Source organism: Fodinicurvata fenggangensis DSM 21160 (assembly GCF_000686045.1).
Classification (GTDB): Bacteria; Pseudomonadota; Alphaproteobacteria; order Kiloniellales; family DSM-21159; genus Fodinicurvata; species Fodinicurvata fenggangensis.
The window spans coordinates 1-26,648 of record NZ_JMLV01000005.1 but is presented as its reverse complement, the minus strand read 5'-3'; the positions used below and the strand labels follow the sequence as shown (position 1 = coordinate 26,648).

At 62.3% G+C, this 26,648-nt stretch carries 21 protein-coding genes; 8 read left to right on the top strand and 13 right to left on the bottom strand.

Going from position 1 to position 26,648, the window contains the following annotated elements; translation table 11 throughout:
• Window positions 1-34: 34 nt before the first annotated feature.
• From pepN to hisN, 6 genes are all read right to left on the bottom strand, one after another.
• Window positions 35-2,722: an aminopeptidase N gene (gene pepN, locus BP38_RS0108950; RefSeq protein ID WP_051609157.1), complete on the bottom strand. Its 2,688-nt coding sequence runs from the start codon at window positions 2,720-2,722 to the stop codon at window positions 35-37.
• Window positions 2,723-2,926: 204 nt separating this feature from the next.
• On the bottom strand, window positions 2,927-3,514 hold the full coding sequence (locus tag BP38_RS0108945; RefSeq protein ID WP_026987452.1) for a YdeI/OmpD-associated family protein: 588 nt from the start codon (window positions 3,512-3,514) through the stop codon (window positions 2,927-2,929).
• A gap of 95 nt (window positions 3,515-3,609) precedes the next feature.
• Window positions 3,610-4,506 carry an HNH endonuclease gene (locus BP38_RS0108940; protein WP_026987451.1) on the bottom strand — a complete coding sequence of 299 codons (897 nt, stop codon included), beginning with the start codon at window positions 4,504-4,506 and terminating at the stop codon, window positions 3,610-3,612.
• Window positions 4,507-4,834: 328 nt separating this feature from the next.
• Window positions 4,835-5,899, bottom strand: coding sequence for a DUF3137 domain-containing protein (locus tag BP38_RS0108935; RefSeq protein ID WP_026987450.1), 1,065 nt, complete (start codon window positions 5,897-5,899; stop codon window positions 4,835-4,837).
• A 216-nt stretch (window positions 5,900-6,115) separates the two neighbouring features.
• Window positions 6,116-6,898 carry a DeoR/GlpR family DNA-binding transcription regulator gene (locus tag BP38_RS0108930; RefSeq protein ID WP_026987449.1) on the bottom strand — a complete coding sequence of 261 codons (783 nt, stop codon included), beginning with the start codon at window positions 6,896-6,898 and terminating at the stop codon, window positions 6,116-6,118.
• Window positions 6,899-6,950: 52 nt separating this feature from the next.
• The gene (gene hisN / locus BP38_RS0108925) at window positions 6,951-7,766 is read right to left on the bottom strand and encodes a histidinol-phosphatase (protein ID WP_051609156.1); all 816 of its coding nucleotides are present in this window, start codon (window positions 7,764-7,766) and stop codon (window positions 6,951-6,953) included.
• Between the two features lie 133 nt (window positions 7,767-7,899).
• Here hisN and BP38_RS0108920 point away from each other — a divergent pair, with 133 nt between their 5' ends.
• The 3 genes from BP38_RS0108920 to BP38_RS0108910 all read left to right on the top strand — a co-directional run bounded on the left by BP38_RS0108920 (window position 7,900) and on the right by BP38_RS0108910 (window position 11,704).
• Window positions 7,900-8,910 carry an ABC transporter substrate-binding protein gene (locus tag BP38_RS0108920; protein ID WP_211250279.1) on the top strand — a complete coding sequence of 337 codons (1,011 nt, stop codon included), beginning with the start codon at window positions 7,900-7,902 and terminating at the stop codon, window positions 8,908-8,910.
• A 65-nt stretch (window positions 8,911-8,975) separates the two neighbouring features.
• The gene (locus tag BP38_RS19825) at window positions 8,976-9,980 is read left to right on the top strand and encodes an ABC transporter ATP-binding protein (protein WP_035724443.1); all 1,005 of its coding nucleotides are present in this window, start codon (window positions 8,976-8,978) and stop codon (window positions 9,978-9,980) included.
• Entirely contained in the window at window positions 9,977-11,704 is a 1,728-nt protein-coding gene (locus BP38_RS0108910) for an ABC transporter permease subunit (RefSeq protein ID WP_051609155.1), read from the top strand. Before BP38_RS19825 ends, BP38_RS0108910 begins: the two co-directional genes overlap by 4 nt.
• Window positions 11,705-11,758: 54 nt before the next feature.
• Here BP38_RS0108910 and BP38_RS0108905 read toward each other — a convergent pair whose 3' ends face one another.
• The 6 genes from BP38_RS0108905 to BP38_RS0108880 are packed head-to-tail and all read right to left on the bottom strand — an operon-like array spanning window position 11,759 to window position 19,644.
• Window positions 11,759-13,162, bottom strand: coding sequence for an L-serine ammonia-lyase (locus BP38_RS0108905; RefSeq protein ID WP_026987445.1), 1,404 nt, complete (start codon window positions 13,160-13,162; stop codon window positions 11,759-11,761).
• Between the two features lie 4 nt (window positions 13,163-13,166).
• Window positions 13,167-14,444 (bottom strand): serine hydroxymethyltransferase, encoded by a 1,278-nt coding sequence (gene glyA, locus BP38_RS0108900; RefSeq protein ID WP_026987444.1) that lies wholly within the window; start codon window positions 14,442-14,444, stop codon window positions 13,167-13,169.
• A gap of 44 nt (window positions 14,445-14,488) precedes the next feature.
• Entirely contained in the window at window positions 14,489-15,049 is a 561-nt protein-coding gene (locus BP38_RS0108895) for a sarcosine oxidase subunit gamma (protein ID WP_026987443.1), read from the bottom strand.
• Between the two features lie 17 nt (window positions 15,050-15,066).
• Complete coding sequence (locus BP38_RS0108890) at window positions 15,067-18,060, bottom strand: sarcosine oxidase subunit alpha (RefSeq protein ID WP_026987442.1); 2,994 nt, start codon at window positions 18,058-18,060, stop codon at window positions 15,067-15,069.
• Window positions 18,057-18,365 carry a sarcosine oxidase subunit delta gene (locus tag BP38_RS0108885; protein ID WP_026987441.1) on the bottom strand — a complete coding sequence of 103 codons (309 nt, stop codon included), beginning with the start codon at window positions 18,363-18,365 and terminating at the stop codon, window positions 18,057-18,059. Before BP38_RS0108885 ends, BP38_RS0108890 begins: the two co-directional genes overlap by 4 nt.
• Before the next feature lie 25 nt (window positions 18,366-18,390).
• A complete protein-coding gene (locus tag BP38_RS0108880) occupies window positions 18,391-19,644 on the bottom strand; it encodes a sarcosine oxidase subunit beta family protein (RefSeq protein WP_026987440.1) in 1,254 nt (417 codons plus the stop codon).
• Window positions 19,645-19,748: 104 nt separating this feature from the next.
• On the opposite strand from BP38_RS0108880, the gene BP38_RS0108875 reads away from it, so the two are divergent.
• Window positions 19,749-20,759, top strand: coding sequence for a GlxA family transcriptional regulator (locus tag BP38_RS0108875; RefSeq protein WP_035724440.1), 1,011 nt, complete (start codon window positions 19,749-19,751; stop codon window positions 20,757-20,759).
• 95 nt (window positions 20,760-20,854) lie between these two features.
• Here BP38_RS0108875 and BP38_RS0108870 read toward each other — a convergent pair whose 3' ends face one another.
• Window positions 20,855-21,577, bottom strand: coding sequence for an isochorismatase family protein (locus tag BP38_RS0108870; protein ID WP_026987438.1), 723 nt, complete (start codon window positions 21,575-21,577; stop codon window positions 20,855-20,857).
• A 172-nt stretch (window positions 21,578-21,749) separates the two neighbouring features.
• Here BP38_RS0108870 and BP38_RS0108865 point away from each other — a divergent pair, with 172 nt between their 5' ends.
• From BP38_RS0108865 to BP38_RS22570, 4 genes are all read left to right on the top strand, one after another.
• Window positions 21,750-22,664 (top strand): LysR family transcriptional regulator, encoded by a 915-nt coding sequence (locus BP38_RS0108865; protein ID WP_035724438.1) that lies wholly within the window; start codon window positions 21,750-21,752, stop codon window positions 22,662-22,664.
• Window positions 22,665-22,826: 162 nt separating this feature from the next.
• Window positions 22,827-23,702: a cyanophycinase gene (locus BP38_RS0108860; protein ID WP_051609192.1), complete on the top strand. Its 876-nt coding sequence runs from the start codon at window positions 22,827-22,829 to the stop codon at window positions 23,700-23,702.
• Entirely contained in the window at window positions 23,699-26,320 is a 2,622-nt protein-coding gene (gene cphA / locus BP38_RS0108855; RefSeq protein WP_035724436.1) for a cyanophycin synthetase, read from the top strand. The genes BP38_RS0108860 and cphA overlap by 4 nt, the downstream gene beginning before the upstream one ends.
• Window positions 26,321-26,419: 99 nt before the next feature.
• On the top strand, window positions 26,420-26,648 hold a 229-nt coding region (locus tag BP38_RS22570), incomplete at its 3' end, for a COG3415 family protein (protein ID WP_211250277.1).

Genomic DNA, 26,648 nt, shown 5'->3' with positions numbered 1-26,648 from the left:
CATCCCCATGCCTCGGTATCGACAGTCTGCGCGCTTATCCGTCCAACGACTTGGAGGCGATCTCGTAGACGTCACGGGACAGGTCGGGGGCGGCCAGAATACGCTCCAGCTCGGCCTTCATCAGACGCTGGCGCTCCTCTCCCATGCTGGCCCAGCGCCCCAGGGGCGTCAGCAGGCGCGCGGCGATCTGGGCATTGATTCCGTCCAGGGTCAGCACGCGATCCGCATGGAAGCGATAGCCCGAGCCATCGGCGGCGTGATAGCGCAGCGGATTGCCCGAGACGAAGGTACCGATCAGGGCCCGCACCTTGTTGGGCCGGTTCAGCGAGAAGACAGGATGCTCCTCCAGTGCCCGGACCCTTTCCAGGGTGTCGGGTCGGGCTGAAACGGCCTGAAGGGCCAGCCACTTGTCCATCACCAGGGCGTCTTCGCGGTAACGGTCGTGGAAGTCCTGCAGGGCCGTGTCACAGACCTCGCCGCCGATATCCACCAGCAGCCGCAGGGCCGCCATGCGGTCAGTCATGTTGTCGGCATCGTGATAATGCGCGGCCAGGCGCGACAGGGCCGCCTCGTCCTCCTGTGCCAGGGACGACAGGTAGGACAGGGCCGTATTGCGCAGGGCGCGCTGTCCGGCCTGTTCAGCTTCGGGACTATAGGCCTCGCTCACCTGATTGGCGGCATAGACCTGCTGCAGGTCCTCGGCCAGCGCCTCCGCCAGGTGGCGGCGCAGGGCTTCGCGCGCCTGGTGGATGGCCTCCACATCCAGCGGGCGCAGCTGTTCACCGATATAGCTTTCGCCGGGCAGGGCCAGGGCTTCCGCCGCGAAGGCCTTGTCCAGCTGCGGGTCCCGCAGGATTTCCCGGAAAGCCTCGACAAAGCCCGCATCGAAGCTGGGCGTACCGCCATTCTGAATCTGCTCCACGGCCTGCAGAAGCAGGTTCAGGGCATAGCGTTGCCCGGCTTCCCAGCGCGCGAAGGGATCGGAATCCTGCGCCATCAGGAAGGCCAGTTCCTCGGGCGACTGCTCGCTTTTCAGGTTCACCGGCGCCGAGAAGCCGCGGTTCAGCGAGACGGCCCGCGGTTCCGGCACACCCGGGAAACGGAATCGTTGCTCGGCCTGCCGCAGGTCCAGAACGCGTGTCGGCGCCGCGGCGTCCTCCTCATCTTCCAGCTTCAGGGGGATATCCTGTCCCTGTGCATCCAGCAGGCCCACGGCGAAGGGAATCTGCATCGGCTTCTTCTCGGGCTGGCCGGGCGTCGGCGGGCAGTGCTGGCGCACCGTCATCTCATAGGCGCCGGCTGCGCTGTCATAGTGCCCCTCGACCTGCAGTTCCGGCGTCCCTGCCTGGGCATACCACAGCTTGAACTGCTCCAGGTCCACGTCATTGGCATCGGCCATGGCGGCCACGAAGTCATCGCAGGTGGCCGCCTGCCCGTCATGGCGCTCGATGTAGAGGCGCATGCCCTTCTGGAAGCCCTCTTCGCCCAGCAGGCTGTGCTGCATGCGGATGACCTCGGCGCCCTTCTCGTAGACCGTGGGGGTGTAGAAGTTGTTGATCTCGATATAGGAATCCGGGCGCACCGGATGCGCCAGCGGGCCGGCATCCTCAGGGAACTGCCGCGCGCGCAGGGCGCGCACCGTCTGGATGCGCTCCACCGGACGCGAGCGCACGTCCGAGGAGAACTCCTGGTCGCGGAAGACCGTCAGGCCTTCCTTCAGGCTCAGCTGGAACCAGTCGCGGCAGGTCACGCGATTGCCGGTCCAGTTATGAAAGTATTCGTGCGCCACCACGGACTCGATGCCGGCATAGTCCGTGTCGGTGGCCGTGTCCGGATCGGCCAGGATGTACTTGTCGTTGAAGACGTTCAGCGACTTGTTCTCCATGGCCCCCATGTTGAAGTCGCTGACCGCCACGATGTTGAACAGGTCCAGATCGTATTCCAGGCCAAAGCGCGTCTCGTCCCAGCGCATGGAGCGCTTCAGGGAGTCCATGGCCCAGCCGGTACGGCTTTCCTTGCCGTGCTCCACATGGATGCGCAGTGCGACCTCGCGCCCCGAACGCGTGGTGAAACTGTCCTCGTGACAGGCCAGGTCCCCGGCCACCAGCGCGAAGAGATAGCTGGGCTTGGGGAAGGGATCGTCCCAGACGGCATAGTGGCGCCCGTCCGGCAGGTCGCCACTGTCCGCCAGGTTGCCGTTGGACAGCAGTACGGGACAGCTCTCCTTGGGTCCCCGGATCGTCACATGATAGCGCGTCAGCACGTCCGGCCGGTCAGGAAAATAGGTGATGCGGCGAAAGCCCTCGGCCTCGCACTGGGTGCAGAAAACACCGTTGGACAGATAAAGCCCCGACAGCTCGCTGTTGCCCTTGGGATCGATCTCGGTCTCGACCTCCAACGTGAAGGGCCTCTGCGGCGGCGCCGTCACCGTCAGGCCGCTGCCGTCCACCTGGTAGTCCCGGCCCTCGGCGAGCGGTTCCCCGTCGAGTTCGATGGACAGCAGCTTCATTGCCTCGCCATCCAGCCTCAGGGGCGGCACATCCGCAGCCGAGCCCAGTGCCTGTACAGGCGCCACGGCCAACCGGGATTTCACGCGAGTGGCTTCCGGCTCCAGGTCGAACGCCAGCGCCAGGCTCTCGATGGCATAAGCCGGCGCGCTGTACTCCTCACGGCGAATGACGGTAGGTGTCTCGGCGGGCGCGGCTGTGGCTGTATCGGGCATGGGACTCTCTCGGAAATGACGGCCCCGACACGGCGAAAGCCGGTCCTGGGAAGCCGCTACGTTTGGATAGGATCGGAATGAAAGCTGTCAGGTTTGTAAGTGGCAATTGCGGCCGCAGCCGTCAAGCTGGACAGATTGTTTCATCGAGCAAGGATAAAAGCCGCCATTTTATGTGGAGAGTGTTGTCCGATCTGCTTATCGAATTCACCGATCATGCAATCCCTTTCCCTCGAGAATTCTCGGCACGCACTTTTCAATCCTCGAGATTCGTGTCTTGGATTGCTTGGGTTGAGAAAAATGCAGAACGTATCCCCTTTGCCGTCCCGGCGTCAGTGCTTCGAAAGCCGTCTTCAAGTCTGGATTTTGCTCAAGCTTTCCTGTGAGTTCCTTGGGAAATACGAGATCGTCTTTGGGGAAGTCCACTTTCAGGCCGGCCTTCTCCACCTCAATGGCTTCATGGATGTAGTCTTTCAGAATGGCTTCCATCTCGACTATTTCCGAGACGCTCGTGAACTTCACCATGCGCACTGACCGCGAATTCTCTCCGGGCGCAACAAGGATCCCCTCCTCATCTTTCAGCAGGACACCCTTAAAGAAGGAGAGCGCACAATTTTCCTTCAAGCCCCATACGGTGGCCACGTTGCCATCCTGAAAAGTGTAGCAGGGAGAACGCCACTTGAACTCTTCGCTCACTGGACAGTCGAGAAGGATCGTTCTTAGCGCCTTCAGTTCTTCCCGCCATTTGCCTGCCTTGGTGAAAAATGCCCCGACCCTGGAATTCACTTCAGCCATCGCCGTCTCCCTTGACGTGGTTCCCCAAATATTGCTGCCCTTGGTTATCGCCTGAAGAGCCGGGGACTGAATATATACGAGACTCGATATGCCTCTTAGTGCTTGAAGCAGTTTTCACGATGCCACTTCAAGAAACGGGCGTGTGGGCGGTCTGAGGAACGAAGTGGCAGAGCGGCGCGGCCACTCTTTCTGATGAAAGAGCGCACACTGTCGATATCATTGACTTGGCGAGAAATGAGTATGTCAAAATCGTCTGATAAGCTGATCAGCCCTCGGTCAAACATCCAGTGCGCGGTTCCCGAAAGCGCAATGCCGTTATTCACAATGTCTGGGCCGTTGTGCTGGACGGGTTGAATGTGCGCGGCATCGACCTCGGCCCTTCCACCGCCGTTTATGAACTTCAGGTCGGTAATTGCGCACCTTTCGTCGTATGCCCGAATTACGATCTTGCGGAAGACACGGTCCCGGACAGCTCGATTTGTAAACTGCTGCACACGCTCACGTGCTGCGAATTCAGAAGGCGCCTGCCCTTCTCCCAACCAAAATGGGATGGAATGCGCATCGATGCGCGGTAACGTTGGCACTGCGTCCTTGAGCCCATGTTCCAGGATACGAAGAAAATCCTCGGGAGAAATTGGCCGAACGGCGGATTGCGCGCGACCCGACAGCCGTCCGTGTTCGTTCAGAAGCCCTCGTTCTACGGGACCGTCCTGATCACTGAATTCAACTCCATTTGCAAATTCCAAATAGGAACCTGGCTCAATCAGCGCCAGATACATATTTGGCGCCTTGGGGTCCTCTATGATCTCTTGAACCCGGGCTATGGCAAAGTAACCACGGGTTCCTGGGACTTTCGATGGCTCTAGATAAACAATCCAGTCATTAATACTCTCTTTTGCCCTCCCAAGATACTGCCTTGGAAACTGGTATCGCTCATCTGGCCTGTCATCATAAATCGAATCTGCGCGATGGATGAAAACGCTATAGCCCATACTTTCACTTCATTGAGTTTAACCTGGGCACACAGATAGCCTAGCCCTGAATCAAGCTGATTCAGTTTGTTTCCGCCATAGTTCAATGGCAATGGAAAATCTGGCCTATGCTGAATTCAACGTTGATCTGCACAACCCAATCCCGCCTGATCTACAGCTCAAATCCTCTCAGCTTGGCTGATGCAATTCGAATCCCGCCATATAGACGGGTATTTCCGATGTTAGCCGCAGTCAGATCTCTAATTGCTTATGCCACCATTTATTAAGGGCCGACTGTATTCTTGTAATTCAACCAAATATTGCACCTACACCACATTGGCCTTCACCCTCACGCCATCTCCTTCTCCGCTTCCACAGGCGCGTCCTGATCAGGATGGTCCCCGTGCAGTCTGTCGATGATGCGGCGGACCAGGGCGATGTCGTCGAACACGCGGTGCAGGTCGTCCTCGATCTGGTCGATGGGTGTGGTGAGCGCGCCCATCTTCAGGAAATCGTCGTCGCGGCGCAGGGCCATGAAGAAGTATTCGTCGTGGAATCCGGCTTCCAGCCCTTTTGCCCCGTGGCGTCCGCCTTCGGCCTCTGCGATCTTCATCAGGTTCTCCAGGAAGGCCGGCGACAGGACCTGACGCGCCACCTCCGGGTCTGCCGAATAGACCTCGAAGTGCTCTTCGAATGCAGGGTGTCCCGTATCGACCTTGGGCATGCCGCGTCCAGAACTGCCGCCCAGCAGTTCCCCCAGCTTGTTTCCGAAACCGTAATCCCGGGCAATCAGGATGCGTGTGGGAATGGGTTCGGGGACGGACACGCGCATTAGGAGCCCCTTGAACAGGGTCCGGCTTGAGCGGTCGCTGCTGTCATTGTCGCTGTTGGAACTGCTCTTGTTCTTTTCGCTGATCAGGCGGGCCTCGACAATCTCGAACCCGGTGTTGCGATAGGTCCCATCCAGGCGATCACTGATCTTGGAACGCGTATGGGCGGGGATGACCCCCAGTTTGCGCGTGCGCTCCAGGGGAAACCCCTTGTGCGCTTCGCGGTCATAGCTCATGTCGCCCAGGAAGTCGCAGACCGCCGGCATCACGCTTTCCGCCGCAGAACCGCTCCATTTCCCGGCCTGCCGTTTCCAAAGCAGGAACGCGCCCACCGCACCGAACAGAAGAGGAATGCCGAAGCTGGCCAGAGTCCCGCCCACACCCGACGATGAAGTGCCGAAAAACAGGAACAGCAGACCAAGCGCACCACCTGCGGCCAGTGCAAGGAGTGCATGCCGCCGCGCCTGCGCCAGGTGCGCAAGGCGTTGTTGTTCCAGCTGTTCCAGCTTGGGTGCAAGCTGTTCCTGAAAGACGTCGGAAAACCCGCTTTCGATCGGACTCCGTTCGTTGAAGACAATGCTCATCTGTTCCCCCTGTGCACGTCAGACTGGCCAAGCCCCCGGCCGCTCGTTCCATGGATCAACAGGATAATTCCCCCCGGCCGGCCTCGCCCCGTTCGTTTGGACAGGCAAGCGGAAATGCCTGTTGCATGACTCCTTGTGCCGGCAGGCGCGCCCCTCCGCTTCCCGGGCCCTCGAGAACGGGCCGACGCCAAGGCGGACGCCAATGTGGACGCATGCCTACTGTGTTCCGACCATCACGTCCTGCGCCAAGGCCTCTATCGCATCGAAGCCTGTTTTCTGCGGCGCTTTTGCGTCGACAACCAGATGCGCGATCTCCGGGATCGGGCAAAAGGAAATCCGGCTGACGATGCCGATCTTGGAATGGTCGGCCAGAATGGCGGTGCGCGTTGCATTGGCACTCATGCTTCGGGCCACTTCGGCTTCATGCGGATCGTAACTCGTCGCCCCCTTGCCGGCATCCAGACCGAATGGGGAAAGCAGGGCCAGGTCCGCGTGATAGCGCCCGATTTCGTTGATGGTGACATCTCCGAACGTACAGGGAGGATCGGAATTGAACTCCCCCCCGACGAGCACGATACGGTTGGACTCTGCCGCAGCGCTCTCGTGTTCCGTCATGTTGCTGGCCACCTTCAGGGAATTGGTGATGATGGTCAGCCCGCTCAGGCCGGAAAGGCGTTCCGACAGGATCTCCGTGGTGCTTCCGGCATCCAGGAAAAGGGTTTGTCCGCTCTCGACCAGGCGCGCGGCACAGGCCGCGATCGAACGCTTCTCCTTCACCCTTACGGAACTGCGTATGGTGTAGGGCGCTTCCCTTTCCTCCGCCACCGGGATCGCACCGCCCCGCATGCGCCGCAGCTCTCCATGCGCCTCCATTTCCAGAAGGTCGCGCCTGATGGTCTCGCGGGACACGCCGAACTCGCTCGTGACCTGGTCCACGGAAACATGCCCGAAGGTCGCAAGACGCGATCTTATCCTCTGGCGCCGTTCTTCCTGCCACACGGATCACCTCCCTTCTGCTTCCCTTTCGGTCGCCTGAAGCGCTTGCCAGGCGTCAGGCCGACAGCATCTTCAGCGCGGTTTCATGCAGTTCGGGCGTCGCGGCCGCAACGACCCGTCCATCAGACTCCACGTCGAGGGCCCGGCCCGACCAATCCGTGATGATACCGCCGGCCTCTTCCACCACGGGAACCGTGGCCAGGAAGTCATATGGCATCAACCTGTTCTCGATGACCAGGTCAACATGCCCGCTGGCCAAGAGTCCGTAGATATAGCAATCCCCTCCGAAGCGGGCCGTGTGTGCGGCCTGGGCGATCTTCTCCACGCGCTGGCGGCTCTCGCCTTCGAAGAACAGGAGCGAGGTGGTATAGAAGCGGGCTTCGGCCATGGTCCTGGCCCCGCTGGTGACGGCACGAGAGGTGTCGCCCGAAACATCCTCGAAGCGTGTCCCCCTCGTGCGGGCTGCAATCCAGCGCTCGGAGAGCGCCGGCATTTCGATGATTCCCACCTCCGGCCGGCCGTTGTGCAGCAAGGCCACCAGGGTTCCCCAGATCGGCCAGCCCGTGATGAAGCTGCGCGTGCCGTCTATGGGATCCAGGACCCAGGTGAAAGCCTCGTTCGTGCCCGTGTGCCCGTATTCCTCGCCAAGAATGGCATGCCCGGGAAAGCGTTCACGGATGTCTGTCCGCAACAGGCGTTCGACAGCTCTGTCGGCAATCGTGACGGGGCTTTCATCCCCCTTGAGTTCGATGTCCAGCCGCTGGCGAAAGTACTGCAAGGCCAGCTGTCCGGCCCGTCGCGCAAGCTCTGCAGCGAAATCCGTCGTCCCGGCCAGACACTCCAATTCAGCCTGCGGCGTGTTCGGGGGCATCGATTCTTCCTCCGGTAATTCATTGCCAGTCATATGACCACTTTTTGCATATTTCCACATCTTGCCACAATCACGAGGATGCGCTACCGTTTTCGGAAAAGATCAATAACCCACCAACAAGGAGGCTATCTTCATGACAATGCGATACCTGAAATGGATTGCGGGCGCTGCTACGGGGCTTGCCATGATCGGCACGGCCCATGCAGGCACAATCACCGTCTACACGGCTTTGGAAGAAGAGGAAGTCGCTGCCTATCTGGAAGCGGCCAAGGAAGCCCTGCCCGACATCGAGGTGGAAGCACTCCGCCTGTCGACAGGCGACCTGGGGGCCCGGCTGATTGCCGAGGCCGACAATCCCCAGGCCGACGTGCTTTGGGGCTTCGCCGTGACGAACATTCTCGACCCACAAATCGGCGACCAGCTGGAACCCTACGAAGCTGCCGGTCTCGATCAACTGGCCGATCAGTACAAGGCCGATGACAATCGCTGGTTCGCGCCGGTCGGCTACATGGGCGCCTTCTGCGTGAACAAGCCGCGCCTTGAGGAAATCGGCGCCGAGATGCCGCGGAAATGGACGGACCTGCTGGATCCGGCCTTCGAGGGCGAAGTCGTCATGCCGGACCCGGGCTCGTCAGGTACGGGATACCTGATGGTGGCCGCGATCCTGCAGGGGCTGGGCGAAGAAGAGGGCTGGCAGCTGATCGAGGACCTCGATGCAAGCATGGCCCAATACACCACCTCAGGATCCCGTCCCTGCCGCATGGCCCAGGTCGGAGAGTACACTGTGGGCGCATCCCTTTCCTTCGTGGCCATGCAGGGCATCTCCCAGGGCTATCCCCTGGAGATGGTGATTCCCGAGGATTACGCCGGCTATGAACTCGAGGCGAATGGCCTCATGGCGGGAACGGACAACCCCGAGGATGCCAAGCGCTTCCTGGACTGGACGCTTTCCGACAGCGCGACCTCCGTCTATTCCGAGTACAAGGCCGTGGTGACGATCCCGGACGTGGCCCGCTCTCCGCTGGCGGATGATGCCAACCTGCCAGAGAATCTGGATGAGGTGCTGTTCCCCATGGATTTCGCAGCATCCGGCAAGGAGCGCGAGGGAATTATCAGCAAATGGCGTGATACCGTAGGCCGGTAATTCCTGTATGGACGATGCCCTCCGCGGCTTGGCCGCGGGGGGCTTTTTTCAGGACCCTTTTCCCAATGCATCTTTTCATTCAGGACGTCTCGAAATTCTTCGGTCAATTTCAGGCGCTGCACAACGTCAGCCTGGAAGTCGGCAGCGAGGAATTCGTCTGCCTTCTGGGACCCAGTGGCTGCGGCAAGACAACCCTGTTGCGCATCATCGCCGGGCTTGAGCCCTTTGATTCAGGAACCTTGAAAATAGGGGAAAGGGATCTGCGCGAGATCGATGCACAGCACCGGGGCTTCGGCATCGTCTTCCAGTCCTACTCCCTCTTTCCGAACATGACCGTGGCCGAGAATATCGGCTACGGATTGAAGATCCGGAAATGGCCCCGCGACAAGGTCGACGCCAAGGTGCGTGATCTCATGGAACTGGTGCGCTTTCCCGAACTTGCGGAGCGCTACCCCCATGAACTGTCCGGCGGCCAGCAGCAACGTGTCGCCATTGCCCGGGCGCTGGCTGTGGATCCCGCCCTTCTTCTGCTCGACGAACCGCTTTCCGCGCTTGATGCCCGTGTGCGTGCGGAAATGCGCACTGAAATCCGCGACGTGCAACGCCGCCTCGGTATTCCGACCATCATGGTCACTCATGACCAGGAAGAGGCTCTGACGATGGCGGACAGGATCGTCTGCATGAAGGACGGGCGGATCGAACAGGTGGGCACACCACAGGACCTCTACGCCAGGCCGCAAACGCGTTTCGTCGCCGATTTCGTGGGTATCAGCAATCTGCTGGACGAACAGACGGCCGCCCAGCTGTCATCGGACTTGCTGGATCACAAGCCTGAGGACGCGGCGACACAGCTTCTGGCACTGCGCCCGGAACAGCTTGGACTTCGCCCCGACGGCGATGGGGACGCCAGAGTCACCCATGTCACCTTTCTTGGAAACATCAGCCGGATCACGGTGGAATGGCACGGCCAGAACCTGGTTTCCGAGGTCCATAGCGATGACCCGTTTCAGCCTGGAGACCGCGTGGCCTTCGAGGTAAGGCCCGCTGCGGGGACATGGGTTCGCGCATGAAACCGGTGACACAGCCCCGTCAGCCGCAGCTCCCTCAGCCGGGGGAGGCCTCCAGCCAGCGCGGCTCTGCACGCCAGGCCAGGCTTCTTCATCTGGTGTCCTTCTTCGTGCCGATGCTGGGGCTCGCACTTTTCTTCCTCTACCCCCTGGCCCTGGTGGTGCATCGCAGCTTTCTGCAGGACGACGCCTCTCTCGGCCTTGGCAATTACGCCAGCGTCCTCGCCATGTCGCATATACCCGGCGTTGTCGGGAACAGCCTGGTGATGAGCTCGATCACCACCGTTGTCTGCATCCTGCTGGGGTTTGCGATTGCCTACATGCTCCAGCGCACGACGATCATCGGCCGGTCGATCATCATGCTCGCGCTGCTCCTGCCGCTCCTGGCTCCGTCGCTGGTGCAGGCCCTGGGCCTGCTGTTCCTGTTCGGACGCAATGGCCTGGTGAACCAGGCGACCGGCTGGGACATGCAGATCTACGGTCTCTGGGGCCTCGTGATCGCGAACAGCATGTATGCCCTGCCCCAGGCCGTGATGATCATCCAGGCCTCGCTCCGGCATTCCGACGTCCGCTATTACGATGCCGCCATGGTGATGGGCGCCTCCAACTGGCGCCGCTTTGTCGACATCACGCTGCCCAATGCCAAGTTCGGCCTGCTGAGCGCGGCTTTCGTGGTCTTCACCGTGACCATCACCGACTTCGGCAACGCCGCGGTCATAGGCGGGGACTATCGCGTGCTGGCAACCGAGATCTATTCCCAGGTCGTGGGGCAGATGAATTTCAACATGGGTGCGGTGATCGGAATCTTCCTGCTGATCCCGACGGGGGTCGCCTTCTATATCGAGAAGGTGGCCTCGCAGCGCCAGTTCGGTGGTGGTTCGGAAAGCGCCATTCCCGTGCCTCGCAACTTCCTGCCCGCCCGCGACATTCCGCTGGGAATCGTCAGCCATTTCACCGGCTTCTTCCTGATCGCGGTCGTCGTGACGGTCGTCTATGCCAGTTTCGTCCAACTCTGGCCCTACCGCATGACCTTGACCCTGGACAACTACAACATCACAACCCAGGGGGGCTACACGCCGCTCTGGACCTCCCTGCTGGTGTCCACGCAGGCGGCAGTGATCGGCGTCGTGCTGCTGTTTGCCCTGGTCTTGGCGCAACGCGGGCTGCCGCGCGCGGCGGCCAAGGCTGTCTACCTGCTGGCCATCGTGCCGGTGGGCGTGCCGGGCCTGGTGCTCGGCCTGTCCTACGTCCTGTCATTCAATGTCGGCGGGACGATCATGGGCGCGCTCTATGGCTCGGCCCTGCTGATCGCCTTCTGCAACTTCTACCACTACCACTCACAGGGATTCCTGACGATGGTGGCCGGAATCAGGACCGTGCCCAAGTCGCTGGAAGAATCCGTCACCTGCCTTGGCGGCAGCCCCCTGCAGGGTTTGCGCGATGCCATCCTGCCGATCATGCTGCCGACCCTCGTGGCCGTGTTCTTCTTCCTGTTCATGCGCTCGATGGTGACGCTGTCAGCCGTGATCTTCCTGATCACACCATCGCTCAGTGTGGGCGCCGTGTCCGTGTTGCGGCTCGACCAGGCCGGTTTCACGACCCAGGCCGCAGCCTTCTCGGTCTGCATCATGCTGTTGGTGCTGTTCGCCATGGGCGCGATGAAACTGACCCTGATGTGGCTCGAAAGCCGTGGGCGCTACAGCGTGGCCGAAGCCAAGGCAGCATGACGCAGCATCACGCCTGATCTGACGAAGCGGACCGGCGGGCCGCGCCTCCCTCGCTCAACACTCCGCCAGGTTCACGGCGATACCGCCGGTCGAGGTTTCCTTGTACTTCTCGTTCATGTCCTGGCCGGTCTGCATCATCACCTTGATGCAGTTGTCCAGCGGCATGAAGTGACGCCCGTCACCGCGCAGGGACAGGCTGGCCGCGGAAACGGCCTTGATCGCGCCCAGGGCATTGCGCTCGATGCAGGGCACCTGGACCAGGCCGGCGGCCGGGTCGCAGGTCATGCCAAGATGATGCTCCAGCGCGATCTCCGCGGCATTCTCGATCTGCTCGTTGGTGCCGCCCAGCGCGGCGCAGAGACCGGCCGCCGCCATGGCCGAGGCGGAGCCCACTTCGCCCTGGCACCCCACTTCGGCGCCCGAGATCGAGGCATTGTGCTTGATCAGGCCGCCGATGGCTGCAGCGGTCAGCAGGAAGTCCCGGATGCCCTGGTGATTGCCGCCGATGCAGTGATCCCTGTAATAGCGGACCACGGCCGGCACCACCCCGGCCGCCCCGTTGGTGGGAGAGGTCACCACGCGCGCGCCGGCGGCGTTCTCCTCGTTGACTGCCATCGCATAGACACTCAGCCAGTCGTTGACCACATGCGGCTGGTCGATGTTGCGCCCGCGCTCGGCCGTCAACTGGCCGTATATGGCCTTGGCCCGCCGGCGCACTTTCAGGCCACCCGGCAGGATACCATCCATCCGCAGACCCCGTTCGATGCAGCTGTCCATGGCCTGCCAGATGGCATCCAGCTTCTCGTCCAGGCGGTCATGGTGACAGGCCAGCTCGTTGACACGCTTCATCTCGGCAATGGTCAGCCCGGCGTCGGCAGCCATCTGCAGCATCTGCTGTGCGGTCTCGAAGGGGTAGGGATAACCCGGCTGGTTCTCCTCCTCTCCGCTCGCCATTTCCTCGCCATTGCCCAGCGCCTGCAGTTCCTCTTCGGTCAGGACAAAGCCGCCGCCCACCGAGTAGTAAGTCCGCTCCAGCCGCAGGGTTCCGGCGTCATCCAGGGCCTGCATGACCAGGCCATTGGCATGCCCCGGCAAGGGTGGTCCGTAATCGAAGACCAGGTCGGTCTGCGGATCGAAATGCAGGGGGGCGAAACCGGGCGGCACCACGGTCGCACTTTCATAGACCCGCGCCTCCAGGGCTTCCGCTTCGTCAGGGTTCAGGCTGTCTGGGATCAGGCCGCAGAGCCCAAGGATCACCGCCCTGTCGGTCGCATGCCCCTTGCCGGTAAAGGCCAGCGAGCCGTGCAGGCGGACCTTCAGGTGGAGCGCCGCACCATCCTGCAGTCCCGCTTCCTTCAGGCTGTCCAGAAAGCAGGCGGCCGCCGTCATCGGTCCCATGGTATGGGACGAGGAGGGACCGATGCCGATCTTGAAGATATCGCAGACCGACAGGAACATGGCTTTAACCTCCCGAAGGGGCGTAGATGGGATGGGCGCGGCAGAGCGTCTGGACCTCGGCGCGCACGGCGGCTTCCTGCTCGCCCGCCTGCGTCTCATCCCCATTCTGGGCGTCCAGGACCTTCAGGATCAACGCGCCCACCTTGCGGAATTCCGCTTCCCCGAAGCCCCGGGTCGTCCCGGCCGAACTGCCCAGGCGAATGCCCGAGGTCACGAAAGGCTTTTCCGGATCGAAGGGAATGGCGTTCTTGTTGCAAGTCAGGCCGGCCCGCTCCAGTGCGATCTCGGCAAGCTTGCCGGTCACACCCTTCGGGCGCAGGTCCACCAGCACCATGTGCGAGTCCGTACCGCCCGAGATGATGCCCAGACCGCCCTCCTGCAGCACATCGGCCAGGGCGCGTGCGTTGTCGATCACCTGGCGGGCATAGTCGCGGAACCCGGGCTGCAGCGCCTCGCCGAAGGCCACGGCCTTGGCGGCGATCACATGCATCAACGGCCCGCCCTGGTTCCCCGGGAAGACCGCCGAGTTGAACTTCTTGCCCAGCTCCAATTCGTTGCTGAGGATCAGCCCGCCGCGCGGACCACGCAAGGTCTTGTGCGTGGTCGAGGTCACCACGTGTGCATGGGGCAGCGGGTCGGGATAGTGCCCGGCGGCGACAAGCCCGGCGTAGTGTGCCATGTCCACCATCAGCCAGGCCCCCACCTCGTCTGCAATCCGGCGGAAAGCGGCGAAGTCGATGGCCCGCGGATAGGCCGAGGCCCCGGCCACGATCATCTTCGGCCGGGTTTCCAGGGCCTGGCGGCGCACCTCCTCCATGTCGATCAGGTGGCTGTCCGGCTGCACTTCATAGGACACCACATCGAACCATTTTCCGGACATCGTCACCGGCGAGCCATGGGTCAGGTGCCCGCCGTGGGCCAGCGACAGGCCCATGATTCGATCACCCGGCTGCAGCAGAGCCAGGAAGACCGCCTGGTTGGCCTGGGCGCCCGAATGCGGCTGCACATTCGCATAGGCCGCCCCGAACAGACGGCGCGCCCGCTCCAGGGCGATGGTTTCGACCTCGTCCACGTACTCGCAGCCCCCGTAGTAGCGCCGGCCGGGATAGCCCTCGGCATACTTGTTGGTCAGCACGGATCCCTGGGCTTTCAAAACGTCCGGAGACACGATGTTCTCGGACGCGATCAGCTCGATCTGGTCCTGCTGCCGCCCGAGTTCCCGATCGATGGCCGCCGCTATGGCCTGGTCCGTCAGCCCTGGCTGACCTGTCATCTCGAACATCTCATGTCTCCTGCATCAGGCGTATACTGGCCTGCTGTTCTGCCTCAGGCACTCTGGCTTTCCAGTTGGGCTTCCGCGGCGAATTCACGGTTCCCGGTTTCCAGAAGCGAGTGGATGTAATCGAAGAAGGAGCGCCAGACATCCAGGCGGTAGGCATCCTGGCCGTCGCGCCAGAGCACGACCTGGATGCCGCCCATGACGGTTCGCCGGCCGCTTCCTGGCGGCATCAGCTCCAGATTGCGCGGACAGGCAATGGTCAGAAGGTCCGTCGCCCGTTCTCCCTCGAGGCGCAGGGTGATTTCGCGGTCGCTGATCTCCGCCAGGCTGTGCGGAACCTCGGCATAGGCCTCGAGCGCAGCGGTGAAAAGTGTCTCACGCTCGGCCTCGGGCGCCAGAACCACCCACTCGTCCGGACCCAGGCAGAGCGCCTCGCGGCCCCCCTGGCTGCTGCGCATACCGATGCGCTCCGGCAGCTCCAGGCCCAGGGCCTGTCCCAGTTGTTGCCTGCCCTGCTTGCCCACGCGCAGGGAGAAGCGCGCCACCGGCTCCATGACCTCCAGCTGGACCGGCCCTCGCACCGGGTTGATCTTGCTTGCTTTGCTCATCTGCCGTCTCCTTCGCCTCAGACCTTCAGGCGCTCGCCTTCGGGATCATAGAATACCGTGTCGGTCACACGGGCCTTGTGCAGGCCGCTGGGCAGCGGAACATAGACCTCCTGCCCCTTCAGGTTCCGGCCATCCTTCAGAAGGGCCAGTGCAATGGAACGGCCTAGCGTGGCGCTGTGATAGGACGAACTGACGTGCCCGATCATCGCCATGGGCACCGACTGGTTCGGATCGGCCACAACCTGTGCCCCCTCGTCCAGGCGCACCGAGCCGTCCTCGGTCAGCAGGCCCACCAGCTGCTTGCGGCCCGGTGCCACCAGGTCAGGACGGCTGAGCGAACGCATGCCCACGAAGTCGGTCTTCTTCTTGCCCACGGCCCAGCTCATGCCGGCATCGTCCGGCGTCACCGTCCCGTCGGTGTCCTGACCGACGATGATGAAGCCCTTCTCGGCGCGCAGGACGTGCATGGTCTCCGTGCCGTAGGGGCAGACGTCGTACTGCTGCCCGGCCTCGTAGAGCTTTTCCCAGAGGGCACGCCCGTAGCGCGCCGGCACGTTGATCTCGAAGCTCAACTCGCCGGTAAAGCTCAGGCGGAACAGGCGCGCCGGGAAACCGGCCACCCTGCACTCGGCCACGGACATGTGGACGAAGGCCTCCGGCGACAGGTCCTGGCCCTCGACGAAGGGCTCCAGCACGCGCCGCGCATTGGGACCATTGAGCGCGATGGTGGCCCACTGCTCGGTGGTCGAGGTCAGCCAGACATTCAGGTCCGGCCACTCGGTCTGCAGGTAGTCCTCCATCATGGTGAGCACACGTGCGGCACCGCCCGTGGTGGTGGTCACGTGGAACAGGTCGTCCGACAGACGCCCGATCACACCATCATCGCGAATGAAACCGTCCTCGCCCAGCAGCAGGCCATAGCGGCAGCGGCCGGGGGCCAGCTTGGTCCAGGGGTTGGTGTACATGCGGTTCATGAACTCCACCGCATCCGGGCCGGCAATCTCGATCTTGCCCAGGGTCGAGGCATCGAAGATGCCCAGCGACTTGCGCGTGGCCAGACATTCGCGGGCCACGGCCGCTTCCATGTCCTCGCCTTGCCGGGGGAAGTACCAGGCACGTCGCCATTGCGAGACCGGCTCGAAGACGGCCCCGTTCTCCTCGGCCCAGCTGTCGATGGGCGTCTTGCGCACCACCTCGAAGTGATCGCCCCGGTGATAGCCGGCAAAGGCGCCGAAAGTGGTCGGCGTATAGGGCGGCCGGAAGGTCGTCAGGCCCACCTGCGGCGGCGCCTTGCCCACTGCGTCCGCGGCGATCATCAGGCCGTTCATGTTGGACAGCTTGCCCTGGTCGGTCGCCATGCCGTTGGTGGTATAGCGCTTCACATGCTCGATGGACTTCATGCCCTCACGCACCGCCAGGCGGATGTCCTTGGCCGTCACGTCGTTCTGATAGTCCACGAAGGCGCGCGCACGCCCCGGCTTGCGGTCGCTGGGCAGCTCGCGGTGGGTTTCACCACTGCCGGTCCGGTCGTTCTCGACCTGGAAAGCCCCGCTTTCCGGCTTGTGGCCAGCGGCCTCGGCCGCCTCTGCCCCACGCAGGTCACCATCCTGCAGCACGGCTTCCACACCCCAGAGCCCGCGCCCTGCACCGGCAATGTGACAGGCCTCGGCCTGCTGGTCCGGCAGGAAGGCGTCGCTCTCGTCGTCCCAGCGCAGGGTCCCCTTGGTGTGCGAGAAGAGATGCAGAGACGGCGTCCAGCCACCGGACATCAGCAGGCTGTCGCACCCCAGTGTTTCGGCGGGCCCGACACTGCCGTCGTGCACCGGGTTCACCCGCACCGCATTGACGCGCAGGCGTCCGCTGGTGCCGGTCACCGTATGTCCCGACAGTACCCGGATGCCACGGTCGCGCGCGGCCTCCCGCAACGCATCCGAGGGGTTTGCACGCGTATCGACGATGGCCTCCACGCGGCTGCCGGCATCGGACAGGTCGAAGGCGGCATGCCAGGCCGAATCGTGCGAGGTCGCGACCACATGCCGGTCGCCAGCGCGCACGCCATAGCGATGCAAATAGGTCTGGGCGGCCCCGGCCAGCATCACCCCCGGACGGTCGTTGCCATCGAACACCAGGGGCTTCTCCAGTGCACCCTGGGCCAGCACCACCTGTCCGGCCCGGACCTGCCACAGGCGCTCGCGCGGAAGGTCGGCGGGCGCCTCCTTCAGGTGGTCGCTCAAACGCTCGCAGAGCGCCAAGAAGTTCTGGTGATAGTAGCCAATGGCCGTGGTCCGCGACATGACGCGCACGCCCAGCTCGCGCAGTTCCTCCAGCATGCCGGCCAGCCAGTCCCAGGCAGGCTGCCCATCGATGACCAGTCCGGGTTCCGACAGCAGGTGTCCCCCCATCTCGGCGGATTCATCGACCAGGACCACGCGAGCGCCCGACTTGGCCGCACTGCGCGCAGCCGACAGGCCGGCCGGACCGCCGCCCACCACCAGGATATCGGTGTGCAGATGGCGTTCGGCATAGTGGTCCGGGTCGGGTTCCTGGGGCGCCTTGCCCAAGCCGGCGGCCCGGCGGATCAGGGGCTCGTAGACCCGCTCCCAGAAACTGCGCGGCCACATGAAGGTCTTGTAGTAGAAGCCGGCCGAGAAAAGCATGTAGAGCCGGTCGTTGATCGCGCCCAGGTCGAAGGACAGCTTCGGGTAGCGGTTCTGGCTCTCTGCCTGAAGGCCATCCCAGATCTCCTGCACCGTCGCACGGGTATTGGGCTCGTAGCGGCCGGGGCCGCGCCGTGTGCCGACCAGGGCATTGGGTTCCTCGGACCCGGCGGTCAGGATGCCGCGCGGACGATGGTACTTGAAGGAACGTCCCAGCAGGTGGACCCCATTGGCCAGCAGCGCCGAGGCCAGGGTATCCCCCTCCAGTCCCTGATAGCTGCGTCCATCGAACTGGAATTCAACGGGACGGTCGTGACGGACACGTCCGGACTCTGCAACACGAAAGGCCGTCATTCCCTGCCCTCCTTGCCGATCAGGCTTTCCAGATCCGGGCGCGGCTCACCGACCCGGTAGGTGGTCAGGAAACGATCGCTGACGGTATCCCGCACGGCATTGAAGAAGCGGGCACAACCGTGGTTGTGACGCCAGCGCTCGTAGTGCGGCCCCTTTACGTTCGAGCGAATGAAGAGGTAATTCCGCCAGGCCTCGTCATCCAGGCTTGCCGGGTCCGCTGGGCGGTCGATATGGGCCTCGCCGGCATAGGTGAATTCCAGTTCCGGCAGGTCTTCATCGCAGTAGGGACAGTGAATCAGCAGCATCGGTTCTCTCCTTCGCGCGACGTCATCAATGGGCCACGGCCGCAGCCGCGGCCTCGTCGATCAGGCGCCCTGTGCGGAAGCGGTCCAGGTGGAAGGGGGCATTGATCGGGTGCGGTTCGTCCCTGGCCACGGTCCAGGCCAGGACATTGGCCGCGCCCGGCGTGGCCTTGAAGCCGCCGGTTCCCCAGCCGCAGTTGACGTAAAGCCCCTGGACCGGGGTCTTGTTCAGGATGGGCGAGCGGTCGGGCGTGACATCGACGATGCCGCCCCATTTGCGCAGCATCCGCATGCGCGTGAAGATCGGGAAGACCTCGCAGACGGCCGCCACGGTGTGCTGTATGTGGGGCAGTCCCCCACGCTGGGAATAGCTGGTGTACTGGTCGGTGCCCGCGCCGACCACCAGTTCGCCCTTGTCGGACTGGCTGACGTAGGCATGAACCGTGTTGGACATGACCACACAGGGGAAGATCGGCTTGACCGGCTCGCTGACCAGGGCCTGCAGGGGGTAGCTTTCCAGCGGCAGGCGCACGCCCGCCGTATCCATCAGGACGCTGGTGTGGCCGGCTGCGGAAACCGCCACCTTCTTGGCGCGGATGAAGCCGCGCGCGGTTTCCACCCCCTCGACGGCACCGTTGGAATCACGGCGAATGGCGGTGACGGGACAGTTCTGCACGATATCGACCCCACGGGCCGCAGCCGCCCGGGCATAGCCCCAGGCCACGGCGTCATGGCGCGCCGTCCCGGCCCGTCTTTGCAGGGCCGCGCCCATAACGGGATAGCGCGCGGATTTCGAGATGTTGAGGGGCGGGCAATAGGCCTTGGCCTCCTCCGGTGTCAGCCACTGATTGTCTACCCCGTTCAGGCGGTTGGAATGCAGGTGGCGATGGAAGCTCTGCACGTCGTGGACATTGTGCGCCAGCATCATCACGCCACGCTGGGAGAACATGACGTTGTAGTTCAGCTCCTGGCTCAGCCCCTCCCAGAGGTCCAGCGCGTGATCGTACATCCGCGCGCTTTCGTCATAGAGGTAGTTGGAGCGGATGATCGTGGTGTTGCGGCCCGTATTGCCGCCGCCCAGCCAGCCCTTGTCGATCACGGCCACATTGGTGATGCCGTGTTCCTTGGCCAGGTAATAGGCAGCCCCCAGGCCATGCCCGCCGGCGCCTACGATGACGACATCGTACTCCTGCTTCGGCTCGGAATCCGGCCACTGAGGCTCCCAGTCCTTGTGACCGGTCATGGCATTCTTCAGTAGTGACAGCGCCGAAAATCGCGTCATGGCAGGGTCCTCGTGCGTAGAGCGAAACTGCAGTAATTCTTGAAGAGAAACGTCTTTCTAGGGCTGGATGAATGCGTCATCATGACGTTACATTTGCGTCATGCATGTCGGAGGTCACAGCTTTGCAGAATGGTTCGACACCGCGCCTGCGCATCGGCTTCGTGCTGGCCCGGCGCTTTACCCTGTCCGCCTTCGCCAACTTCGTGGATGTGCTGCGCCTGGCGGCCGACGAGGGCGACCGCTCCCGTCCCATTCACTGCAGCTGGAAAGTGCTGTCGGCCTCGATGAACCCGGTGCGCTCCAGCTGCGGGGTCACCATCCAGCCGGATGAGCGCCTGGAGGATCCCCGGCGTTTCGACTACATCGTCGTGGTAGGCGGCCTGATCGACGAGATCGAGAAGCTGAACCCCGAATACGTCACCTACCTGAGGCGCGCCGCCGAGCTGGGAGTTCCTCTGGTGGGCGTGTGCACCGGCGCCTTCATCCTGTACCGGTCCGGCTTGATGCAGGGCTATCGCTGTTGCGTCAGCTGGTTCCACCACGCAGATTTCCTGGAGCAGTTCGACGGACTGGTTCCCATTTCGGACCAGATCTTCATCGTCGACCGGGACCGCCTGACCTGTTCGGGCGGGGCCAGCTCTGCCCACTTGGCCGCCTTCCTGGTGGACCGGCACATCGGCCGATCCGCGGCGCGCAAGAGCCTGCACATCATGATCATCGACGAGGCCATGACCGGCGACAATCCGCAGCCCGGCCTGCCCATGGAACTGACCACACGGGACCCGTTGGTGCGCAAGGCGCTCATCCGCATGCAGCAGGCCATGGACGACCCCCTGACCATAGCGGAATTGGCCAAGGGCCTGCAGGTCAGCCGCCGCAAGCTGGAACGCCACTTCCACAAGGCCCTGGGCCTGACGCCGGCCGAAGCAGGCACCCGCATGCGCCTGGCTCAGGCCAAGTTCATGCTGCGTCAGCCCGAAATGACGATCACCGACATCGCCACTTCCACCGGCTTCTGCGATCTCTCCCACTTCATCCGCGTCTTCCACGACCGCGAGGGCCTGACACCTGAAGTCTTCCGCAGACAGGCCCCCTCACCGGAGGCCCTGCGATAGAAAAAACCCCGCGCAAGGAACTTGCGCGGGGTTTCGGAGGTGTCCTGAACGGTAGCGGGAAGATACGCCCGCGGCTCAGCAGGCGCTCTTGTCCATCACTCCGCAGCAGTGCTCATGGAATTGACGCTGTTCAGGTAGTCGACACACTCATCAACGGAGTGAACGTCGCCGAACTTGGCATCGATGTCGAAGAGGTTCCAGGCAACAGCCCCCGGGACACGGTCGCCAATGCATTCGCGCACAGCGATCGGGCGAAAGCCGTCGGCAATGCCGTCACAGATCGTCTGGCGCACACAGGCACAGGCCGTGACGCCCGTGACAAGGATCGTGTCCACGTTGTTGGCGCGCAGGATACCGGCCAGCTCCGTCCCATGGAATGAGCTCGCCCGCTTCTTCAGCAGTGTGTATTCGCCCTCGATCGGCGCAATGCGGCTGTCGATGGCCCAGAGGTCCTCGTCCTTCAGGTTGACGGCCTCCACGGGGATCTTGTTGTGCCACAGGCCCATATCCGTGAAATCGGCATTGCGATCAGTGATTTCATAGGCCGTGGTGACATGGATGACCGGCAAACCGTTCGCGCGGAAGGCTTCCAGAAGTCGTTGCATGCCGGGAATGATCTCGTTGTCCATCTTCTCCTGGTCGCAGGTGAAGGGATTGCCCGGACGCGTCCAGGCATTTGCCAGGTCCACGCTCACAAGAGCCGGCTTGCGCCCGAAACCCACACGGCGCTGAAAGCCACGCTTTTTATACAGTTCGGTTGATGCGTCAAACGCAGACTGCAGCATACGCTCAAGTTCTCGGCTGTCGACTTCACTCATGGTGTTCTCCTGGTTCCCTCCGCCTTTGAAACCAGAGGTTTGCGGGCATACGAACAAAGTGGAATAATTCTTCCTCTGGCAGGATGTGATGTTGAAACAGATTGATCGCATATGGGAATTGACAGTTTGGCATTTATAAATGCGTAATATGCATTAATCGAAAGGCAGGCACATGGTATCGAGAACCAGCGACCTGACACCGGACGCCACGTTGCTGAAATCATTTCTGATTCTGGCCGAGGAGTTGAATTTCCGCCGCACGGCTGAGCGGCTGGCCATCGACCAATCGGCCTTGAGTCGCAGGATCAAGAAACTTGAGAGCCTGCTGGATTACAAGCTGCTTGAACGAACCACACGGGACGTAGCCTTGACAGCCGCTGGACAGGAATTATGCAAAGGCCTGACTCCGGTTCTCACCGACTATGCGCATTCCGTGGAAGCCGCCAGGCGGGTTGCCGAAGGAAAGACAGGCCGGGTTCGTGTGGCCTACATGGCATTTGCGGCAACGGAAATGGTCCCGCAGACAGTCGCCCGATTCCAGCAGCAGTACCCCGACATCGATCTCGAGCTTCGCTATATACGCACCCAGGGCCAGAAGATGGCCCTGGCCAACGACGAGATCGATCTCGGCTACATGATTGGTCCTTTCGACAACGCCGAATACCATAGCCTTCAACTCGCCGATGAACGGCTGTATGTCGTCACACCCAAGAATCACGCTCTCCTGCGCAAGCACACACTGTCCCCCAGAGACTTGAAGGATGAGAAACTCGTTCTAGGTGACATGGAGGAGTGGGGCGAATATCGCTGGAAACTGGAGGATGTTTTCAGTCAGCATGGCATGCGCCTGAGCCCGGCACTCGAAGCCACAAACACACTCGCCCTGATTGGGCTGGTTGCAGCTGGCCTGGGAATCACCATCTATCCGGAAAGCCTGCTCAACTTCCTGGGCCGCCGTGTGGAAGCCCGCCCGGTCGTTCACCCCGATTTCAGGAGCAAGACAGTCCTGGTCTGGAAGCGCTCAAACAGATCGCGCGCTGTCCTGAATTTCGTGGAGGTTTCGAGACATCTACAGGTACGGGGTTGACCTGCATGACCGCGGGTCGGGCTCACGCCCGTAGGGCTGCACAAATCGCCCCGAAAGCCTTTCAGTGAAACTAGGGCTGGATTTTCACGCAGAAAGGGGGTTCAAGGTGGCAGGGCCTGTTGAGAGACTCGCCCTTCTAAAAGACGCAAGATGAAGGTCGAGATGAACGATAGCGATACATCCACAGAAGCAGAGATCCTCCCCTGGCAGAAGAGCGGACGGCTGGTCGCCATCGGTGGTGCCGAGGACAAGGAATCGGACTTGGAAATCCTGCGCCGCGTTCTGGACTTGGCTCCGGTAGACAATCGGGAGGTCGCCGTGATCGCAACGGCGAGCAGCATCCCCGACGAAATCTATCCCATCTATGAAGACGTCTTCAGTCGCATTGGAGCGGAACGCATGCATCGCATTGATGTGCGCACACGCGAGGATGCAAGCAAGAGCCATCATATCGAAACGGTAAAGCGCTGCGGCATCATCTTCTTCACCGGCGGGGACCAGCTGCGCCTGACCAACGTTCTGGGCGGCTCTCCCCTGCTGGACGCCATACGTGAATGCCACGAGTACGGAGCTGTTCTGGCCGGGACCAGCGCCGGGGCCGCAGCCATGTCGGCAACCATGATCTACAACGGCCTGGCAGCAGACGCCCTGCGCAAGGGGGCCGTTCGCATGAGCAGTGGGCTGGCCTTCGTCGAAGGCATCGTTATCGACAGCCACTTCCTGGAACGCGGACGCTTTACCCGGCTGATGGAAGTCGGCGCCACCAACCCCGAATATATCGGAGTTGGCCTGGGCGAGGACTCGGCCGTAATCTTCCATCCCGGGGGCGTCATGGAGGCCATCGGCTCAGGCCATGTCATCATCGTCGACTCCCGAAAGATACGCAGCTCGAACGTAGCGGAATTGAACGATGGGGAGCCAGTGGCGCTGGAGAATGTTATCATGCATGCCCTGATCAGCGGCTATGGTTACGATGTGCCAAACCAGCGCTATATCACGGCCGCGGAACTAACAGAGATGGCCGGGACGAACTCATGAAGATACTGGAACACCGCGCACTCAGGGGTCCCAACTACTACAGCCGTTACCTCACCATATTCATGCGCCTGGATATCGAGGAACTGGAGCAACGGCCCAGCGACCAGGTGTCGGGCATTACCAAGCGCCTGCAGGCCCTGATGCCCGGCATCTACGATCACCGCTGCTCCGTGGGCGAGCCCGGCGGCTTCCTGCAGCGCGTGGAACGCGGCACCTATGCCGGCCACATGGTCGAGCACGTGGCCATTGAGCTCCAAAATCTGATCGGCTTTTCCGTGGGTTACGGCAAGACCGTCGACAGCTATGATACCGGCATCTACAACGTCTGTTATCGCTATCGTGACGAAGCCTGCGGTCTGGCGGCTGGCCGCGAGGCCGTGGAGATCGTCGAACGTCTCTACAACAACCAAGAAGTTGACCTGGAGCCGATCATAGCGCGCCTGAAAAAGGTGCGCGATGCCCACATGCTGGGCCCCTCCACTGCTGCCATCGTCGAAGCCGCCCGGCGCCGCAACATCCCCTATTTCCGCCTGACCCAGGACACCAGCTACATCCAGCTGGGCCAGGGTCACAAGCAGAAGCGCTTCCAGGCCACGGTCACCGAGAAAACCGGGATCATCGGACACGCCATTGCCGACGACAAGGACTGGACCAAGCAGATCCTGGGCGACGCCGGCATCCCGGTCCCGGCCGGTCGTATCTGCTACTCCATCGAGGAAGCCCTGGAAGCGGCCAACGACATCGGATATCCTCTGGCGGTAAAGCCCCTCGTGGGCAATCACGGACGCGGCGTAACCACGAACATCAATGATGAGGACGAACTGCGCGAGGCCTATCAGGCTGCAACCCTGCGGCACGACAGCGTGGTGGTTGAACAGTTCATCCGCGGCGAGGATCATCGCATCCTGGTCATCGACGGCAAGCTGATTGCCGCCGCCCGCCGCCGTCCGGCTCACGTGACCGGTGACGGCGAGAGCACCCTCAAGGAACTGGTTGATACCGAGAACCAGGATCCCAGGCGGGGTGTGGGCCACGAAAACCTTCTGACCCGGATCGAGATCGATGTGCAGACCGAACGCCTGATTGGTCAGGCCGGACTCAGTCTGGACAGCATCATCCCCGAAGGCGAGGTCGTCTTTCTCAAGTCCACGGCCAATCTCTCCACCGGGGGAACTGCCACCGACCTGACCGATGACGTCCACCCGGAAGTGGCCTATGCCGCCGAGCGCATAAGTCGCCTGATCGGCCTGGACATCATCGGCATCGACCTGCTGGCCGAAACCCTCACCCGTCCGCTCGAGGAGCAGTCCGCCGGCGTGGTCGAGGTCAATGCGGGGCCGGGATTCCGCATGCACATCTCGCCCACTCATGGCCAGGGACGTGATGTGGGCCAGCATGTGGTCGACATGCTGTTTCCCGAAGAGAACGAAGACGCCCGTATCCCCATCACGGCCATTACAGGTACGAACGGCAAGACCACCACCACGCGCCTGGTCTCCCATCTTCTGCGCCAGGCAGGACGACGCGTCGGCATGGCCTGCACCGGCACCATCGAGATCGACAACCACGTGGTGATGCGCGGCGATTACAGTGGTCCCCAGGCGGCCTCCATCGTCCTCAAGGAACCGGGTGTCGAAAATGCCGTCCTGGAAGTCGCGCGCGGCGGCATCCTGCGCCGCGGCCTGGGCTTCGACAGCTGCGATGTGGGCATCCTGCTCAACATCGCCAGCGACCATCTTGGCGAAGGCGACATTCACACCCTGGACGAGTTGGCCCGCTGCAAGACCGTGGTGGTCGATGCCGTATCGCCGGAGGGCACCTGCGTCCTCAATGCAGACGATCCCCGGGTCCTCGAGCAGGGCACCTACTGGTCCCGCGGCAAGATTGTCTATTTCACCCTGGATCCGGACTTCGAACCGGTGCGCGCGCATGTCGCCGATCACGGCGTGGCCTTTACCGTTGCCGACGGCATGATCGTCATGCGCCAGGGCCAGGTCGAGGCCGAGGTCATTCATGTCAATGACGTGCCCATCACCTTTGAAGGACACGCCCCCTTCAACATCCAGAATGCCCTGGCCGCAGCAGCCGCGGGTCATGCTTTAGGCCTGAACATCGGCGACATCCGGATGGGCCTGCAGACCTTCCACCCAACGCCGGGACAGCTTCCTGGACGCGTCAACCTGGTGGAAGCCGACGGCGTCAAGTGCCTGATCGACTATGGACACAACGTACCGGCGTTGAAGGCCCTGGAACCTCTGGTCTTCAGCCTGGGACCGAAACAGCGCATCTCCGTTGCCAGCGCGCCGGGCAATCGGCGCGACGAGGATCTGGAGGCCCTGGGGGCCCAGTTGGCCCGCATGCATTCCCAACTCTTCATCTGCGAGACCGATCCGCGAGGCCGGCCCGTGGGTGAGGCAGCCAGCCTGATGAAACGCGGTGCGGAAAACAGTGGAGAAGACTGCCGGGTTGAAGTGGTGATGGAAGAACACGCCGCTATCGAGCGTGCTGTAGACGCGGCAACCGAAGGGGACCTTCTGGTCCTCCTGGTCGACGACATCGACTATGCCATCGAACGCCTCAAGGGCCGCAGCTTCCAGGATCCACCACCGCAGTCCTGAGAAAAGGAACTAGAGCGTGTCGGCGTAGATCAGATTCGGGATTCCCCTGAGAATTGATCTGTGATTCCCTCTGCGTATGGCAGATATAGGGGGTTACAGATGGGTAAGCCACATCCCTTTGAGCTTCGCCGCCGTGTTGTCGAGTTTGTCGAGGAGGGTCATACCCACCGTGGGGCGGCGGCGCATTTCCGGGTTTCGATCAAGTTCGTCAACGACATGGTCAAGCTCAAGCGCGAGACGGGCGGGCTGGCGCCAAAGCGCCAGGGCAATCCCGGGCGGGGTAAACTCAGCGAGGTATCTGACTGGTTGCGTGCCAGAATGTGCGAGA